The organism is Naasia sp. SYSU D00057 (assembly GCF_017916505.1).
Classification (GTDB): Bacteria; Actinomycetota; Actinomycetes; order Actinomycetales; family Microbacteriaceae; genus Naasia.
Genome location: NZ_JAFMSZ010000003.1, coordinates 378,101 through 393,489, shown reverse-complemented (window position 1 = coordinate 393,489; position 15,389 = coordinate 378,101). Strand labels below are relative to the sequence as shown.

At 74.0% G+C, this 15,389-nt stretch carries 17 protein-coding genes; 8 read left to right on the top strand and 9 right to left on the bottom strand.

Features of this window, described 5'->3' with window-relative positions; all coding sequences use genetic code 11:
• Positions 1-276: 276 nt before the first annotated feature.
• Positions 277-1,647, bottom strand: coding sequence for an amidohydrolase family protein (locus J3P36_RS12395; protein WP_210508482.1), 1,371 nt, complete (start codon positions 1,645-1,647; stop codon positions 277-279).
• Between the two features lie 87 nt (positions 1,648-1,734).
• Between J3P36_RS12395 and J3P36_RS12390 the strand changes: the two genes are divergently transcribed.
• From J3P36_RS12390 to J3P36_RS12370, 5 genes are all read left to right on the top strand, one after another.
• Positions 1,735-2,031, top strand: a complete 297-nt coding sequence (locus J3P36_RS12390) for a hypothetical protein (RefSeq protein ID WP_210508481.1) — start codon at positions 1,735-1,737, stop codon at positions 2,029-2,031.
• A gap of 96 nt (positions 2,032-2,127) precedes the next feature.
• Positions 2,128-3,465, top strand: coding sequence for an allantoinase AllB (gene allB, locus J3P36_RS12385; protein ID WP_210508480.1), 1,338 nt, complete (start codon positions 2,128-2,130; stop codon positions 3,463-3,465).
• Positions 3,462-4,037 (top strand): GNAT family N-acetyltransferase, encoded by a 576-nt coding sequence (locus tag J3P36_RS12380; protein ID WP_210508479.1) that lies wholly within the window; start codon positions 3,462-3,464, stop codon positions 4,035-4,037. The genes allB and J3P36_RS12380 overlap by 4 nt, the downstream gene beginning before the upstream one ends.
• A 43-nt stretch (positions 4,038-4,080) precedes the next feature.
• Positions 4,081-4,980 (top strand): factor-independent urate hydroxylase, encoded by a 900-nt coding sequence (gene pucL, locus J3P36_RS12375; protein WP_210508478.1) that lies wholly within the window; start codon positions 4,081-4,083, stop codon positions 4,978-4,980.
• The gene (locus J3P36_RS12370) at positions 4,977-5,474 is read left to right on the top strand and encodes a nucleoside deaminase (protein WP_210508477.1); all 498 of its coding nucleotides are present in this window, start codon (positions 4,977-4,979) and stop codon (positions 5,472-5,474) included. Before pucL ends, J3P36_RS12370 begins: the two co-directional genes overlap by 4 nt.
• A gap of 152 nt (positions 5,475-5,626) precedes the next feature.
• On the opposite strand, the gene uraH is transcribed toward J3P36_RS12370, so the two are convergent.
• Positions 5,627-5,959, bottom strand: coding sequence for a hydroxyisourate hydrolase (uraH, locus tag J3P36_RS12365; RefSeq protein ID WP_210508476.1), 333 nt, complete (start codon positions 5,957-5,959; stop codon positions 5,627-5,629).
• The gene (gene uraD / locus J3P36_RS12360; RefSeq protein WP_210508475.1) at positions 5,956-6,447 is read right to left on the bottom strand and encodes a 2-oxo-4-hydroxy-4-carboxy-5-ureidoimidazoline decarboxylase; all 492 of its coding nucleotides are present in this window, start codon (positions 6,445-6,447) and stop codon (positions 5,956-5,958) included. Before uraD ends, uraH begins: the two co-directional genes overlap by 4 nt.
• Before the next feature lie 54 nt (positions 6,448-6,501).
• On the opposite strand from uraD, the gene J3P36_RS12355 reads away from it, so the two are divergent.
• Positions 6,502-7,071, top strand: coding sequence for an NTP transferase domain-containing protein (locus J3P36_RS12355; protein ID WP_210508474.1), 570 nt, complete (start codon positions 6,502-6,504; stop codon positions 7,069-7,071).
• Here the strand turns inward: J3P36_RS12355 and sufU are convergent, their stop codons facing one another.
• From sufU to J3P36_RS12325, 6 genes are all read right to left on the bottom strand, one after another.
• Entirely contained in the window at positions 7,072-7,500 is a 429-nt protein-coding gene (gene sufU, locus J3P36_RS12350; RefSeq protein ID WP_210508473.1) for a Fe-S cluster assembly sulfur transfer protein SufU, read from the bottom strand.
• Complete coding sequence (locus tag J3P36_RS12345) at positions 7,497-8,333, bottom strand: MurR/RpiR family transcriptional regulator (RefSeq protein ID WP_210508472.1); 837 nt, start codon at positions 8,331-8,333, stop codon at positions 7,497-7,499. The genes sufU and J3P36_RS12345 overlap by 4 nt, the downstream gene beginning before the upstream one ends.
• The gene (locus J3P36_RS12340; protein ID WP_210508471.1) at positions 8,330-9,583 is read right to left on the bottom strand and encodes an allantoate amidohydrolase; all 1,254 of its coding nucleotides are present in this window, start codon (positions 9,581-9,583) and stop codon (positions 8,330-8,332) included. Before J3P36_RS12340 ends, J3P36_RS12345 begins: the two co-directional genes overlap by 4 nt.
• Complete coding sequence (locus J3P36_RS12335) at positions 9,580-10,764, bottom strand: alanine--glyoxylate aminotransferase family protein (RefSeq protein WP_210508610.1); 1,185 nt, start codon at positions 10,762-10,764, stop codon at positions 9,580-9,582. Before J3P36_RS12335 ends, J3P36_RS12340 begins: the two co-directional genes overlap by 4 nt.
• Before the next feature lie 107 nt (positions 10,765-10,871).
• A complete protein-coding gene (locus J3P36_RS12330) occupies positions 10,872-12,422 on the bottom strand; it encodes an AtzH-like domain-containing protein (RefSeq protein WP_210508470.1) in 1,551 nt (516 codons plus the stop codon).
• A complete protein-coding gene (locus J3P36_RS12325) occupies positions 12,415-13,521 on the bottom strand; it encodes an acetamidase/formamidase family protein (protein ID WP_210508469.1) in 1,107 nt (368 codons plus the stop codon). Before J3P36_RS12325 ends, J3P36_RS12330 begins: the two co-directional genes overlap by 8 nt.
• Positions 13,522-13,614: 93 nt before the next feature.
• Between J3P36_RS12325 and J3P36_RS12320 the strand changes: the two genes are divergently transcribed.
• Together J3P36_RS12320 and J3P36_RS12315 are read left to right on the top strand one after the other, a co-directional pair.
• The gene (locus tag J3P36_RS12320) at positions 13,615-14,325 is read left to right on the top strand and encodes a YoaK family protein (protein WP_307807081.1); all 711 of its coding nucleotides are present in this window, start codon (positions 13,615-13,617) and stop codon (positions 14,323-14,325) included.
• A gap of 57 nt (positions 14,326-14,382) precedes the next feature.
• Complete coding sequence (locus J3P36_RS12315; protein ID WP_210508468.1) at positions 14,383-15,387, top strand: 1-phosphofructokinase family hexose kinase; 1,005 nt, start codon at positions 14,383-14,385, stop codon at positions 15,385-15,387.
• The last annotated feature ends 2 nt before the right edge of the window (positions 15,388-15,389 follow it).

The following is a 15,389-nucleotide window of genomic DNA, read 5'->3' as shown; positions in this document are numbered from 1 at the left end:
CACCTGCTGAACAGGGCAGGCTCCGGGATGACCTGCCGGAAGTCCATGAGCGGCGCCGTGACCGTCCAGCAGGAACAGCCCGACCGCCCACCCACCTTCAGCAGGCGCCGACGGTGTTCAGCAGGCGAGTCCGGCCTTCAGCAGGCGAAACAGGGCCGAATCTTCCTGCTGAGCACCCTCGGCTCCTGCTGAGCCACACGCCGGACTCATGCGGAAGGGCCGGAAAGGAGCGCACCCTGCCCGGCCCTCGCGTTCCCCCCGGAACCGCCGACCGCGTCAGCGGATGATGTCGTGCTCGCGGTCGATCGCCGGCAGGAGCTCGTGGATCTTCGCCGACGCCTCCTCGGCGAGCGGGCTCGTGGAGACGCCGTCCTGCGCCTGCAGCACGCCCCCGACGTACACCTGCTTGAGGTTCCGCAGGCCGCAGGCGAGTACGTAGCTGCGCACCGGGTTCCAGAGCGGCCCGATGTCCGGCGTCCGCGGATCCACGACGACGAAGTCCGCGAACTTGCCGGGCTCGAGGCTGCCGACGCGGTCGTCCACCTGCAGCACGCGGGCGGAGCCGAGCGTGTGCAGCTCCAGCACGTCCTCCGGCATCATCGACAGCGGATCGCCCGTCTGCGCCCGCACCATGTACATGCCCATGCGCATGTTCTGCCAGGGGTCGGCGATGTCCGTGCACGCCTGGTCGTCGAGCCCCATGCCCACCGTCATGCCGGCCGCGCGGATCGCCGGCAGGTCGGCCACCCCGGAAGCCAGGCGCCCGTTCGATGCGGGCTGCCAGGACATGCCGGAGCCGCCGGCCGCCGCGGTCTCGATGATCTGCGGCGTGGTCTGGATGAAGTGCCCGAACACCAGGTCCGGGCCGAGCGCGCCGGCGCGCACGTACAGGTCGAACTTGGCGCGCTGCACATCCACCTCCTCGCGGGTCTCGAGGAAGTGCGCCTGGTTGGTGATCCCGAAGCGGCGCATCGCCTCGACCTCGAGCTCGGCGGCGTCCGGCCGCGACGACCACTGGACGGCGCCCATGATGGCGGCGCCCAGCATCCGATCGGCGTCCTTGCCGCGGGCGTGGGCGACCGCCTCCCCAAGGCGGTCGAAGATCTGCTCGTCCGTGCCCTGGGCGTCGTCGAGGCCGGTCGCGTTGAGGTAGCGGATGCCGCTGTCCGCCTTGCCGTCGATCTGGCTCAGCTGCCAGGCGATGTCGCGCAGCTGCCCGACCTTCGCGCGCTCCCCCGCCACCATCGGCTCCCACGGGATGCGCGGGTCGGTGAAGTCGAAGGCGGTGGTGACGCCGTTGACGAGGAAGTCGAGGGAGCCGTGCAGCGTGCTCCAGTAGATGGCCTCCGGGGAGGCGTGGCGGAGCAGGCTGAACATCGACGTGCACCAGCCGTAGAGCGTCTGGTCGACCCCGAGGCCGCGGGAGCCGCTCGTGAACAGGTGGCTGTGGGACGAGATGAAGCCGGGCGCGACGAAGCTGCCGTCGACGTCGAGGATCTTCGCGCCGTCGACCGCCGGCGCGTCCCCCTCGCCGATCGCCTCGATGCGCCCGTCCTTCACGTGCAGCCAGCCGCGCTCGAGGTAGCCGAGGTCGGGCAGGGCGGGGTTCACGGGGACGAGGCGGGCGTTGGTCACGAGGAGGTTCACGGCGCCATCGTGGCAATCCCGCCCGCGCCCCAGGTTTCCCGTCTGTTGCGCTCGCGTTACGCAGCGCGCGCCCGGGAGAATCCCGGCATGCGCAGGTCGAGAGCGGGATCGGTGTCGGTGGTGCTCGCGGTCGCGGCCCTGGTCCTGTGGCTGCTGTCCTACTCGTGGCTGCTCGGCTTCCTCCTGCCGCCGGAGGCCCAGCCCACGTTCGAGGTGTCGCCGTGGCTGCTCGCGGAGCTCGCGGCCATACCGCTCGGCGCCTCGGCGGTGATCCTCGCCGTCTTGGCGATCCGTGCCGCGAAGGACGGGCGCCGGCGCGTGCGGGTGTGGGCGTGGGTCGGCGGGGCGGCCGCGGCCCTGTCCCTGCTCAGCGTCACCGGCTGACGTCCGCCTGCGCCCGTAACATGCCCGTCGCATGGCGCTGGTTGAATGCGGCGAGCGGCATGCGCAACGCGGTCGCGGTCGCGGAACGGAGACCTCATGGCGGACGGGTTCGACCGGGTGCTCCGCGGCGAGCGCGTGCTCGTCGACGGGCGGTTCCGCGCCGCCGAGGTGGGCGTGCGGGATGGGCGGATCGCCGCGGTGGAGCCGCTCGGCTCCGGCCTCGCCGCGCCCGAGACCGTCGAGCTGGCGGACGACGAGGTCCTGCTGCCCGGACTCGTCGACACCCACGTGCACATCAACGAGCCGGGCCGCACCGAGTGGGAGGGCTTCGCCACCGCCACCCGGGCCGCGGCCGCGGGCGGCGTCACCACCCTTCTCGACATGCCGCTCAATTCCATTCCGCCCACGGTCGACGTGCCAGCCCTGCGGCTGAAGCATGCTGCCGCGGAGGGGTCCATCGCGGTCGATGTCGGCTTCTGGGGCGGCGCGATCCCGTCGTCGCTCGGCTCGCTCCGCCGCCTGCACGATGCCGGAGTGTTCGGCTTCAAGGCCTTCCTCGCGCCGAGCGGCGTCGACGAGTTCCCCGAGCTCTCCCGTGCGCAGCTGCGGGCCGCGCTCGCCGAGGTGGCCTCCTTCGGCGGCGTGCTGATCGTCCACGCCGAGGATCCGGACGTGCTCGCCGCGAGCAGCAACGACGGCGGCCGCCGCTACCCGCGCTTCGTCGAGTCCCGTCCGCCGGAGGCCGAGACGGCCGCGATCTCGGCCGTTCTCGACGGCGTGCGCGAGACGGGCGCGCGCGCCCACATCCTGCACCTGTCGGCCGCCGCCGGCCTGCCCCTCATCGCGGCCGCGAAGGCGGAGGGGCTGCCGGTCACCGCCGAGACCTGCCCGCACTACCTGACCCTCGACGAGGAGCACATCCCGGACGGGGCGACCCAGTACAAGTGCTGCCCGCCGATCCGCGACGCCGCGAATCAGGACGCCCTCTGGCAGGGCCTCGTCGACGACACCATCGACCTCGTCGTCTCGGACCACTCCCCGTCGACGCCCGAGCGGAAGTTCGCGGGCGACGGCGACTTCCAGGTGGCGTGGGGAGGCATCGCCGGACTGCAGCTCGGCCTGACGGCGGTGTGGACGGAGGCCCGGCGCCGCGGCATCGGCCTCGAGCGCGTGGCCGCCTGGATGGCGACGAACACCGCGGACTTCGCCGGCCTCGCCCGCAAGGGCCGCATCACGGTGGGCGCCGACGCGGACCTCGCTGTCTTCGCTCCCGACGACGTCGTCCACGTCGAGGCGGCGCGGCTGCTGCACCGCAACCCGGTCAGCGCCTACGACGGCGCCACCTTGACGGGCCGGGTCCGCCGCACCCTGCTCCGCGGCCGCGACGTCGACCCCGCTGCCCCCGCCGGGCGCCTGCTACAACGGGCGGAGTGATCCCCGACCTTCCGCTCCGCACGGAGCGCCTGCTCCTGCGTCCGCTCGTGCCCGCCGACCGCGAGGACCTGCTCGCCTACCGCTCCGACCGGGAGACGTGCCGCTACGTGCCGTTCCCGCCGATGGACCTCGTCGAGATCGACCGGCGCATGGCGGGCATGTGGGCGACCCGCGACCTGCCCGAGATGGCGGGCGAGAACCTCACGCTCGGGGTCGAGCACGAGGGACGGATCATCGGCGACGTCATCCTCATGCGCCCGGCCGAGCCGGCGGGCACCGTGGAGATCGGCTACATCTTCTCCCCGGAGGTCAGGGGGCGCGGCTTCGCGACGGAGGCGTGCCGGCCGCTCCTCGCGCTCGCCTTCGACGAGCTGGGCGCTCACCGGGTGATGGGCCGACTGGATGCGCGCAACACCGCGTCGGCCCGCGTCCTCGAGCGGCTCGGGCTGCGCCTCGAGGCGCACTTCGTCGAGGACGAGTGGTTCAAGGGCGAGTGGACGAGCACGCTCGTGTACGCACTCCTCGACCGCGAGTGGCGGGACGGCGCCGGGCGGTCCTCCTCCGTCCCGTGACGGCCGTTACACCCCGGACACACGCGACTGCGATGATCCGGACATGGCCATCGTCCTCGGATCCCACCAGTACGGAAAGGCGGAGACCCGCCTCGTCCGCATCGTCCGCGACACCCCCCGGCACGAGATCGTCGACCTCAACGTCACGACCGCGCTTCGGGGCGACTTCGCCGCCGCGTACCTCGAGGGCGACCAGTCGGCCGTGCTGCCGACCGACACCCAGAAGAACTCGGCGTACGTGTGGGCGAGGACGCATCCGGTCGACCCGATCGAGGACTGGGGCCTCTCGCTCGCCCGGCACTTCGTCGCGGACATCGACCCGGTCGAGGGAGCGCGCATCGAGATCGAGCGGTTCGGCTGGAGCCGGGTCGAGGTCGACGGCGACGAGCACGACCACACCTGGGTGCGCAGCGGGCAGGGGGTGCGCACGGCCGCGATCACCGTGGACGCCACGGGCGAGCACGTCGTCCAGGGCCTCAAGGACCTCGTGATCCTCAAGTCGACGGGGTCGGCGTTCAAGGACTTCCTCACCGACGAGTACACGACGCTCGCGCCGACCGACGACCGCGTCATGGCGACCTCTCTCGTCGCGCGGTGGCGGGTCAGCGGCGACCTCGGCGGCGTCGACTGGAACGGCATGTACGAGGGAGTGAAGCGCGTGATGATCGAGCGGTTCGCGAACCTGCACTCCCTCGCGCTGCAGCAGACGCTCTGGCACATGGCCCGCGCGGCGCTCGAGGCGTACCCGCAGATCGCGGAGATGCGCCTGACCGCTCCGAACAAGCATCATTTCGTCGTGGACTTCTCGCGATTCGGCGTCGACAACGCGGGCGAGGTCTTCCATGCGGATGACCGCCCCTATGGCCTCATCGAGGCGACGGTGACGCGCGACGACGCTCCGGCTGCCGGCGACGCGTGGCGCTTCTCGGCGGGCCTCGCATGACCGCGCGAGACGCGGCGGACGCGGCGGCGGCGGACGCGAGGTGGCTGGCGCGGGCCATCGAGCTGGCGGTCGACAACGTCGCGGCGGGCGGGGGTCCGTTCGGCGCGCTCGTCGTGCGGGACGGAGAGGTGCTCGCCGAGGGCCAGAACCGGGTGACGCGCGACCTCGACCCGACCGCGCACGCCGAGGTGCAGGCGATCCGTGCCGCGTGCAAGGCGGCCGGCGACTTCGCCCTGCCGGGTGCCACCCTCTACACGTCCTGCGAGCCCTGCCCGCTCTGCCTCTCGGCGGCGCTGTGGGCCCGCGTCGACCGCATCGTCTTCGCGGCCGACCGGGACGATGCGGCCCGCGGCGGCTTCGACGACCGCGAGTTCTACGAGCTGTTCGGCCGCGACCGCTCCGAGTGGCACGTGAGGATCGACGGCTTGCGGGTCGACGCCGCGCCGACGCCGTTCGACGCCTGGCTCGCGCTCGAGTCCCGCACCGATTACTGACCCGGCCCCTCCGTCAGCAGGCCCTCACTCTCCCTCAACAGGCACTTCTCCCGCCAACAGGCGGAATCGGGCCGTTTCCGCCTGTTGACGGAGATTCTGCCTGTTGAGCGAAGGGACTCGCCGTCGCGGGACGGCAGCAGGGCAGCGCGGCCTCAGGACCCCCGGTAGGTGGAGTACGCGTACGGGCTCAGCAGGATCGGCACGTGGTAGTGGTCCGGGCCGTCGACCTGGAAGGCGATGACGATCTCCGGATAGAACGTCTCGCGGCCGCTCGACTCGAACCAGTCGCCGGTCGCGAAGATGAGCCGGTAGATGCCGGGCTCGACCTGCGCGGGTCCGAGCTCGGGGATGCGCCCGTCCTCGTTCGTCTCGCCCTTGCCGACGGCCGCCCAGCCCTCGGGCGTGCGCGCCTGCAGCGCGACGGTCACGCCGACCGCCGGCCTGCCGAGCGCGGCGTCGAGCACGTGGGTGGTGATCTGGCTCATGCGGGCTCCTCCGCGAACAGGGCCCGCAGGCGGATCTCCATGATCTGGCGCAGCTGCTCCTTCGCCTCCTCGGCCTCCTCGTCGGGCGCGTTGGTGAGGCGCCGCTGCAGCTCGTCGGCGACCTCCTCGCGGCTGCGGCCGGCGGCCCGGATGAGGAACACCCGCCCGAACCGCTCCTCGTAGACGCGGTTGCCGCGGGCGATGGCGGCGTCGAGGCCCTCGTCGGCGGCGCCGAGGCCGCCCTGCTCACCGGCCGACAGCCGCTGAGCGGTGCCGGTCCCGGCGGCCTGCTCGCCGATGCGGGGATGGTGGGCGACGGCCTCGTCGAGCTCCGCGTCGGACAGTGGGGTCGCCGCCTCCCGCCCCGCCCGGCTCAGCTCCTCGACGTCGCGGAAGGGGGCCTGTGCCGCCACCTCGTCCACCCATCGGCGCACACCCAGCGCGGCGGAGAGCCGCTCACGCAGCTCGCTCTCGGGAACCTCTCGCACGCGGTCTCCGTCCTCGTCCCAGTGCCGTGACTGGCAGTGCCGTTAACTGTATCCATGGCTGAGCGACCGCTTCCTGGCCTGATCCTCGCCGCCGGGGGCGGGCTCCGGTACGGCGGCCCGAAGGCGCTCGCCCGCACCGCAGCGGGCGAGCCGTGGCTGCACCGGGCGGCCGACGCTCTGAGCGCGGGCGGCGCGCAGCCGGTGCTCGCGGTGCTCGGCGCGTCCGCCGAGGAGGCGCGCGCGCTGCTGCCCGGCGGGGTGTCCGCGGTGGTCGCGCAGGACTGGGCGGACGGGATCGGCGCATCCCTGGCCGCCGGACTCGCCGCCCTCGAAGCCGACCACGAGGATGCCGCGGCCGCGGTCGTGACCCTCGTCGACCTGCCGGGGCTCCCGCCAGCGGCCGTGCGCCGCGTGGCGGCGGGCGCCCTCTCCCCGTCGGTCCTGCGCCAGGCGGTCTACGAGGGACGGCCCGGGCATCCGGTGCTGCTCGGCCGCGCGCACTGGGCGCCGCTGCGGGCGGCCCTGACGGGCGACGCCGGGGCGCGGCAGTACCTCGTGGCGAATGGCGTCACCGAAGTGGAGTGCGGCGACCTCTGGCCGGGCGAGGACGTCGACCGGCGCTGATCAGGCGGCGTCGACGGCGGCGGCGCGCAGGGCGTTCCAGGACAGGAGCGCGCACCGCCCTCGGAGCGGCAGGCGGCCCACTCCGGCGAGCGCCTCCGCATCCGCGAGTGCGGGGTCCTCGACGCCCTCCGGTCCCCGGACGAGCGCCGCGACCCGGGCGACGAGGTCCTCGACGTCCGCGACCGCCCTGCCGGGCACCAGTTCGGCGAGCATCGACGCGCTGGCCTGCGACACCTCGCAGCCGAGGCCGTGCCACTCGACTCCGGCGACGACTCCGCCCTCCACGAGCACCCGCACGGTGAGGTCGTCACCACAGGTGGCCGACCGGAGGCGGGCCTCCCGCCACTCCCCCGCGCTCGGCGGGTCGGCGAATCCGGTGCGCCGGCGGGCGTGGTCGGCGAGCACCTCGCGTCGCAGATCGGGGGTCATCCGCCCTCCAGCTCTCCGAGCGCCGCATAGCGGTCCCGGATCGCCGCCACGCGCGCCGCGCCCTCCGTGCCGAGCGCGGCCAGCACCGCCCCGGCGAGGAGCCCGACGAGACTCGTGGCCGCCGCGTAGCTGTCGAAGGCCCCGGGCGTCGCGGTGGGGCACTCGAGGAACGCGTCCATGCCGCCCGCGTGGCGCCGAGCGGAGGGGTCGCCGAGCAGGATACCGGCGGCCGGCGACGCCGCGACCTGGCCGACCAGCTCGGGGAAGCCGGAGACACGCCGCTGGAAGCCGGCCAGCAGCACCACGTCGCCCGCCTCGAGACCCTCGAGCTCCTCGCCGATCGACTGTCCAGGAGCGGGGGCGAGCCGCACGTCGTCGCGGGCTTGGGCGAGCTGCTGCCGCAGGTGCAGCGCGACGGGGTATCCGCTCCGCCGGCCGAGGACGAGGACGCGCCGCGCCCGCGCGATCAGCTCGGCGACGCGGGTCAGCACCTCGGGGTCGAGGGATTCGTAGAGCCGGGTGAGGTTCTCCACGTCGGCACGGTACTGCGTGCTGAGCCGCTCGTCGGCCCCGATCCGCGGCGACAGGTCGACGGGGACCCCCGCGCCGCGCTGGGCGCGGAGGACGTCGCGCACCTCCTGGGAGCCGGTGAAGCCGAGGCGCCGGAAGAGCCGCGAGACGGTGGCCTTCGAGACGCCGGAGAGGCGGGCGAGCTCCGCGGAGCTGTAGAGGGCGATCTCGCCGGGCCGGGAGCGGATGAGGTCGGCCACCCGCTGCTCCTGCGGAGCGAGGTCGGCGTAGGAGGCGTCGACCGCGTCGAGCAGCCGGCTCATCGCGAGCGCTGGTCGGCGACCGCGAGCACGGCGGCCTCGAACGCGTCGAGCGCGGCGGCGACGTCGGCGGCGGTGACGGTCTCGTCCGGGTGGTGGCTGATGCCGCCGTTGCCGCAGCGCAGGAAGAGCATCGCGATGTCGGTCACCGCGGCGACCGCCATCCCGTCGTGACCCGCCCTGCTCCACAGCACGGTGGGCTCGGCGTCCCCGGTGGCGCGGATGCCGTCCTCGACGGCGGCGCGGAGCCTCCCGTCGCAGGGGACGGCGTCGGCGCGGTAGAACTCCTCGACCTGCCAGCCGAGTCCGCGGCGCTCGCACACCGTGCGGGCGAAGGCGTCGATGCGGTCCCACGCCCCGTCGCGCTGCTCGTCGAACTCGCCGCGGAGGTCGAGCGAGAGGCGCGCGACGCCGGGCACGACGTTGATTCCGCCGGGGAAGGCGCGCACGCGGCCGACGGTGCCGATCGTGCCGGTCTCCTTCGCGATGCGCTCGATCTCGACGATCACCTCCGCGGCGCCGACGAGCGCGTCGCGGCGGCGGTCGTACGGTGTGCCGCCGGCGTGACCCGCGCGACCGGTCACGGTGAGCGCGAAGCGGCGGGCGCCCGCGATCGACGAGACGGCGGCGAGGGCGCGATCGGCGTCCTCGAGGTGCGGCCCCTGCTCGATGTGGGTCTCGAGGTAGCCGATCAGCTCCTCCGGGCGGCGGGCGGCGTCCCCGATCCGTGCGGGATCGAGGCCGAACGCCCGGGCGGCGTCCGCCAAGGTGGTGCCCTTCCGGTCGGTGAGCGTGAGCAGAGCGTCATCCCAGGTTCCGGCGAAGGCGCGCGAGCCGAGCAGCGCGGTGCCGAAACGGGTGCCCTCCTCATCGCTGAAGCCGATCACCTCGAGCGCGAACGGCAGGTCGCGGCCGCTCCGGCGGACGCGGTCGACGACCTCGATCGCGAGCATGACCCCGAGCATCCCGTCGTAGGCCCCCGCGTCGGTGACCGTGTCGAGGTGGCTGCCGAGCACGAGGGCGGGCAGATCGGGCGTGCGCCCCTCGAGGCGGCCGCACTGGTTGCCGGCTGCGTCCTGCCACGTCTCCATGCCGGCCTCGCGCATCCAGCCGGCGACGAGCGCGTTCGCGAGCTTGTGCTCCGGTGAGAGGTGCAGGCGCTCGATGCCGTCCTGCAGCGAGCTGATGCGGGCGAGCTCGGCGCAGTGCGCGAGTGCCCTGTCGACTCCCGCGGCGACGACGGCCGGCTTCACGCGCCCCCCTCGTACGCCTCGAGGGCGGCACCCGTTCCGCCGCCCGCGACGACGGGCGCGCCCGCGCGACGGAGCACCTGCTCGAGCGCCGCGAGGGTGGTGAGCACCGCGTCCCGGCGGGCGTTGTAGCCCATCGTCCCGATGCGCCAGATGCGGCCGTGCAGCGGCCCGAACGACGTCCCGATCTCGATGCCGTAGTCGCCGAGCAGCTCGCCGCGCACCGCGTCGCCGTTCACGCCCTCGGGGATCTCGACGCCGACGACGTTGTTCATCTTGTGGGCCAGGTCGCCGAAGGGGCGCAGGCCGAGGCCGCGGACGCCCGCCAGCATCGCGGCGCCGTGCAGCCGGTGCCGCTCGATGGCCGCGTCCAGGCCCTCCTCGAGCAGCAGGCGGGCGCACTCGCGGGCGCCGTAGAGCATCGTCGTCGCCTCGGTGTGGTGGTTGAGCCGCTTCGGCCCCCAGTAGTCGAGGATCATCGCCAGGTCGAAGTAGTTGCTGCGGATCGGGTCGGCCCGCACCTCGGAGTCGGCGTCGCGGATGCCGGCCTCGATGCTCCGGCGGCCGTCGATCACTTCGACGGCGCGGGGCGACAGGGTGACCGGGGCGCTGCCGGACGGGCCGCCGAGGCACTTCTGCAGGCCGGCGCTGACCGCGTCGAGTCCCCACCCGTCCGCGTCGAACGGGTTGCCGCCGAGGCTGGCGGTGACGTCCGTGTAGAAGAGGACGCCGTACTCGCGGCAGATCGCCGCGAGCGCGTCGAGCGGCTGGGCGAGGGTCGTCGACGTGTCGCCGTGCACGACGGCGAGCATCGCGGGACGCACCCGGCGGATCGCCTCCTCGATCTGCTCGGGGGCGAAGACGGTGCCCCACTCGGTCTCGAGAGTGTGCACCTCGGCTCCGGCGCGCTGTGCGATCTCGACGAGGAGGTGGCCGAAGCGCCCGAAGACGGGGACGAGGACGCGGTCGCCCGGTCGCAGCAGGGACACGAGGGCGGCCTCGATGCCGGCCCGGCTCGTGCCGTCGACGAGGAGGGTGGCGTCGTTCGCGGTACGGAACACGCGGCGGTAGAGCTCCTGGGTCTCGGCCATGTACGCCGTCATCGCCGGGTCGTACTGGCCCACCAGCTGTGCGGACATCGCCCGGAGGACGCGCGGGTCGGCGTTGATCGGGCCGGGGCCCATCAGGAGGCGGGGCGGCGGGGCGATCGGCAGCGCGGTCACGGGTCTCCTTCTTCGGCGCAACGCATGTTCCGGTCCGGCCAGTGTACGAAACGGACGTTTCGTGCGTGTTACTCGCGCAGGCGCAGGGCCCAGCGCAGCAGCGCGACGTCGGTGCCCGGCGCCGAGACGACCGCGAGTCCGAGCGGCGCTCCGTCGACGGAGGCGATCGGGGCCGACAGGGAGGGCGCGCCTGCGGCGCCGGCGAGACAGGTGAGCGTCAGCGTGGCGGTGCGGATCCGGTCGATCGCGACACCGCTCGCCGTCGCGGACGGCGCCGGGGACGCCGCGGCGGGCAGCAGGAGCAGCGCTCCCGCGAGCAGCTCCCGAAGTTCGGCGCCGCGCTCCGCGAGCACGTCCCGGGCCGCCCGCTCCCCGTCCTCGGTGACGGCGGCCGCAGCCCGGAAGCGCTCCGCGACCGCTCCCCCGACCGCACCGGGATGCGCGGTCAGCCAGGGCCCGTGCGCGCGCCACGCCTCGGCTGCCTGCACGGCGCGAAAGGCGGCGAGGGTGCCGACGGGGTCTGCCAGTCCGACCTCCTCGGGCGGCTCGATCCGGCCCTCGGCGACGAGCATGCCGACGGCGGCATGGAATGCGTCGACGACGGCGGGCTCCAGGCCGGCCAGCAGCCGGGGCGCGACGATCACCGGCGCCTGCAGGTCCGAGCCACCGGGGAGCGCGGCCTTCGCGACCCGCTCGAGGGTCGCGCGGTCCCGGGTCAGCCAGCCGACGGTGTCGAAGGAGGGGGCGAGCGGGAGCAGGCCCGCGGTCGGCACCGCGCCGTGCGTCGTTCGGAGCCCCCACAGCCCCTGATAGGAGGCGGGGACCCGGATGGAGCCGGCGGTGTCGGTGGCGAGTCCGACGGTGGCCTGACCGAGCGCGACGGCCGAGGCGGGACCGCTCGACGAGCCGCCCGGCAGCGCGCCCGGCACGGCCGCGTTGGGCGGGGTGCCGTAGGCCTCGTTCGCGCCCGCGATGCTGTAGGCGAACTGGTCGGTGCGCGCGATCCCGACGAGGTCGGCCCCGGCGTCGAGCAGCTGCTGCACGGCGGGGGCCGTCCGCTGCTCGGTCGGCGCCTCGGCCAGGTAGGCGGGCACCCCGGCGCCGATCGCCTGCCCGCGGACGGCGAAGAGGTCCTTCACCGCCATCCGCTCGCCGCGGAGGGGGCCCTCGCCCCGACCCGGGACGAGCGGGGTGCCGACGATCCGCCAGATCCGGCCGTCCACCGCGGGCGCCGGTGCGCTGACGTGGGCGCCCGCGATGCGCCAGCCGGCGTCGTCGCGCCGCCAGAACTGGGTCTGCTGGCCGCGGCCGCCCGTCCTCGGCTCGAGGACTGCGACGACGAAGGCGGCGTCGTCGCCGGCGGAGCGCACGTGCACGGCCGCGATGCGCCGGGCGGGCGCACCGCCGCGGCCCTTCCGGAAGGCCGAGATCGCGTCGTGCCCGACGAGCAGGCCGGCCGCGTCGCCGCGCAGCGTGAGCGGACCGGGTGCGAAGAGCGCGTCGAGCCCGGCGACGTCGTCGTCCATCAGCGCCTGCTCGTAGCGCCAGAACGCCTCGACGAGCCCCGTGGGCAGCGGGCCGTCGCCGACGACCTCGGCGGAGCGGTCCACGTCAGCCATCGAGATCCGCCTTCCGGATGCGCGCGTGCACGCCCTTCACGAGGTCGACGACCTGGGAGATGTCGAAATCGGTGGCCGCCGAGAGGTAGGCGAGCGCGTGGCTGCGGTCCATCCCCCACCGCGCCGTGAGGAGCTCGATCGCGGCCCGGACGCAGTTCGCGACGGCCTCGTCGAGGTCGGCGCTGAGCCCGGTCGGCACGAGGTACTCGTCCGTCTCGATCAGCGGGCCGGCCACGGTACCGAACTCGACGGCCGCCCGCTCGGCGGGGATCACGGTGAAGCGGAGGGTCGCGCGCAGCGACGCCTCCATCGCGGTGAGCGCGACCTCGCCGTCGCCCTGCGCGAAGTGCGGGTCGCCGACGTAGGCGAGAGCTCCGGGCACCTGCACGGGCAGGTGGAGCCGGGCGCCCTCGGTGAGCAGCTTGACGTCGATGTTCCCGCCGAAGGCGCCGGGCGGCACCGAGTGCGGTCGCTCGCCGCCCGCCACCGCGACGCCCATCACGCCGAGGAAGGGCGCGATCGGGAACCGGGCGGACCGCTCGGCGCCGGGGAAGAACGGGATGCTGCCGGCGAGCCCGTCCGCCGCCTCGACGAGGGGCGCGAAGACGCTGACGTTGGCGTCCCCCACGGGGTACTCGCCGGGAAGGGCGCCGCGGCCGTGCCGGTTCGAGATGACCCCGTAGGGCACGCGCGGGGTCAGCCGCAGCACCTCGATCGTCAGCAGGTCGCCCGGCTCGGCGCCCACGACCGCGATGGGGCCGGTGACGACATGGGGGCCGTCGGTAGCGGGGTCGCGGGGATGTGCCGACGCGGCGAGCGCGACGGCGTCATCCAGCACGTGGCAGCGGGGAACGCCGTGCCGCGCGAAGAAGGCGAGGGGATCCCGGCCCTGGTCCTCGAGCAGCCCCTCGTGGCTGAGGGTGTCGACCGTGACCGTCTGCCCGGGGCGGACGGTCAGCACCGGCTCATCGGCCGCGCACGGCAGCCGTCCCCACAGCACCTGGTCGGCTCGCGCGGGGAGGTACAGGTCGCCGGGACGATCCCCCTCGCCGGGCTGGAGCACCTCGAAGGCGGTCGCGGGAAGGAGTCCGTCGGTCACGCGGTCACCCTAGGCCGCCGGTGTTACGGGCAGGAAACATGGCTCGGCTTGGATGGCCCGGGCCTCCTCGCGGGGCGGATCGAAGGGAGAGCCGTGCGCGCTCGGCTGCGTCAGGACCAGGACCGTCTGCACCTCGTGCTGATGCTCGTGCTCACGTTCTCGACCGGCATCGTCGACGCCGTCGGCTACCTCGGCCTCGACCGCGTCTTCACGGCGAACATGACCGGCAACGTCGTCATCCTGGGGATGGCGCTCACGGGCGCCGACGACCTCCCCGTCGTCGGACCGGTCGTCGCCCTCGTGGGCTTCGTGCTCGGCGCGATGCTCGCGGGGCTCCTGCTCCGCGGCGCTCCGAAGGGGTGGCACCGCCGGGTCACCGCCCTCCTCGGCCTGGTCGGCGTCCTGCTCGTCGGCGCCCTCCTCCCGGTGGTCGTCGGCGGGGAGGAGGCGCCGGAGTGGGCTCTGCTCATCACCACCGGGGTCCTCGGGCTCGCGATGGGCCTTCAGGCCGGCGCCGCGCGGCACATCGCGACCGCCGACGTCACCACGGTGGTCATCACCTCGACGCTCGCCGGGCTCGCCTTCGACTCCTGGCTCGGGCGCCGGGTCGGCCAGAAGTGGGTGCGGCGTCTGCTCGCCGTCGTGCTCATCGCTCTGGGCGCCCTCGCCGGCGCGGCGCTGCTGCAGGTCCACCTGGCCGTGGGGATCGCGGTCGCCGCCGTCATCACGCTCGTGGTCGCGGCCTTCGGCCAGGTCGGCGCCCCTGCCCGGGAGCGCGCGGAGGCCCTCGAAGGCGCTCGATAGAGTGTCGGAGTCGGCGGGAGCCGGCCCACGAGCTCCGCTCCATGTGAAGGGACCCCGTTGACCGCCGTAGTCACTCTGACGCCTGCGCCCGTCCTCGACCGCACCTACCTCGTCCACTCCTTCGCCGAGGGCAAGGTGAACCGGGCGTTCGAGGTGCACGAGTACATGAGCGGCAAGGGGCTCAACGTGGCCCGCACGCTGCACCTCGCGAGGGTGCCGGTCGCGGGGATCCTGCCCATCGGCCGCGAGGACGAGCACCTCCTCTTCCGCACCCCGTACCCGCACATCCTGCGGATCGTGCCCATCGCCGGCCGCGTCCGCGTCAACACCACCGTCGTCGACGACGGCGGGCACACCACGAACATCAACCAGACGGCGATCCCGATGAGCGCCGCCGATTGGGCTCGCGTGTGCGAGCTCGCGAAGGAGCAGGTCGAGGAGACCGACGCCGACTGGCTGGTCGTCTCCGGAGTGCATCCGTCCGTGGCCGAGACCGGCGGGTACGTCGAGATGGGCGACCTGTTCGAGGCGGTCCGCGCCCGCGGCACGCGCGTGGCGCTGGACACGAGCGGGCCGCCCCTCGACCGCTGGGTGCGCAGCGGGCTCGTCAACCTCATCAAGCCGAACGCCGACGAGCTCGCGAACCTCGTCGGCCGCAACCTGCACACCGTGGGCGAGGCGCTCGAGGCGGGCCGTGAGCTCAACGACCTCGGCGTGGAGGTGGCCCTCGTGAGCCTCGGCGTCGACGGGGCCCTGGCGATCACCGCAGACGAGGCGCACTGGGGTCGCGCCGTGGCGACCGAGGTCGTCAACACGACGGGCGCGGGCGATGCCACCCTGGCCGGCTTCCTCGCCCATTCGATCGTCGATGGCCGCCGCGCACCCGGCGAGCCCGCCGAGCTGACGCTGCCCGAGGCACTCGGCTACGCCTGCTCCTGGGGCGCGCTCGCCGTCTCGCTGCCGACGACGCTCATCACGAGCTTCGACACCGCGCCGCGGCCCGAGGTCTCGGCTCCGGAGCCCGACCGTCCGCTCCGGGAGCCCACCCACCTCAACGGCTGACG

Coding starts and splice junctions, on each gene's coding strand:
- J3P36_RS12390 (WP_210508481.1), top strand. CDS start 1,735: ATGCGCAGGTCGAGAGCGGGATCGGTGTCGGTGGTGCTCGCGGTCGCG.
- allB (WP_210508480.1), top strand. CDS start 2,128: ATGGCGGACGGGTTCGACCGGGTGCTCCGCGGCGAGCGCGTGCTCGTC.
- pucL (WP_210508478.1), top strand. CDS start 4,081: ATGGCCATCGTCCTCGGATCCCACCAGTACGGAAAGGCGGAGACCCGC.
- J3P36_RS12370 (WP_210508477.1), top strand. CDS start 4,977: ATGACCGCGCGAGACGCGGCGGACGCGGCGGCGGCGGACGCGAGGTGG.
- uraH (WP_210508476.1), bottom strand. CDS start 5,959: ATGAGCCAGATCACCACCCACGTGCTCGACGCCGCGCTCGGCAGGCCG.
- J3P36_RS12355 (WP_210508474.1), top strand. CDS start 6,502: ATGGCTGAGCGACCGCTTCCTGGCCTGATCCTCGCCGCCGGGGGCGGG.
- sufU (WP_210508473.1), bottom strand. CDS start 7,500: ATGACCCCCGATCTGCGACGCGAGGTGCTCGCCGACCACGCCCGCCGG.
- J3P36_RS12345 (WP_210508472.1), bottom strand. CDS start 8,333: ATGAGCCGGCTGCTCGACGCGGTCGACGCCTCCTACGCCGACCTCGCT.
- J3P36_RS12335 (WP_210508610.1), bottom strand. CDS start 10,764: ATGGGCCCCGGCCCGATCAACGCCGACCCGCGCGTCCTCCGGGCGATG.
- J3P36_RS12330 (WP_210508470.1), bottom strand. CDS start 12,422: ATGGCTGACGTGGACCGCTCCGCCGAGGTCGTCGGCGACGGCCCGCTG.